Annotated in this window: 1 protein-coding gene; it reads right to left on the reverse strand. The window is 56.2% G+C overall.

The genetic code is table 11. The features are described from left to right. Window positions 1-53: 53 nt before the first annotated feature. Window positions 54-671 (reverse strand): acyl-CoA dehydrogenase family protein (locus V7665_RS13685; protein WP_335665082.1); only part of this gene is annotated, 618 nt, incomplete at its 5' end.

Consider the following 671-nt stretch of genomic DNA (forward strand, 5'->3'; position numbering starts at 1 on the left):
TGGCCAACCCGCCCGGTTTTTCTGATGATGAGATCTTCTGTCATGATTTTACCTTATTGCCGGAGCAGTTCGCGCGAAACGATCATCCGCATGACCTGATTGGTGCCCTCCAAAATGCTGTGGACCCGCAGATCGCGCCAAAAGCGTTCGATGGGATAATCCTGCAAATAGCCATAGCCGCCAAAAAGTTGCAGCGCGTCGTTAACAATCTTGCTGCCATTGTCGGTCGCCAGCCGCTTGGCCATCGCCGCGAATTTCGTCTTGTCCGGCGCGCCTTCGGTCACCTTGGCGGCTGCCAGATAAAGCAAGGCCCTCGAGGCTTCCAGATCGGTTGCCATATCGGCGAGCATGAATTGGGTATTCTGGAAATCGCTGATCGCCTTGCCGAATTGCTTGCGGTCCTTGGTGTAATTAACCGCTTCGTCGAGACAGCGCTGCGCGCCGCCAAGTGAACAGGCACCAATGTTCAAACGCCCACCATCCAGACCGGCCATGGCGATGCGAAAGCCTTCGCCCTCGTCGCCAACACGGTTTTCGATCGGCACCCGGACGTTATCGAAATTCACCTGAGCGGTGGGCTGTGAATGCCAGCCAAGCTTCTTCTCGTTTGCGCCAAAGCTGACGCCCTCCATGTCTTTTTCGATGACAAGACAGGTGACGCCCTTTGCGCC

Source organism: Parasphingorhabdus sp., from assembly GCF_036964675.1.
Taxonomy (GTDB): Bacteria; Pseudomonadota; Alphaproteobacteria; order Sphingomonadales; family Sphingomonadaceae; genus Parasphingorhabdus.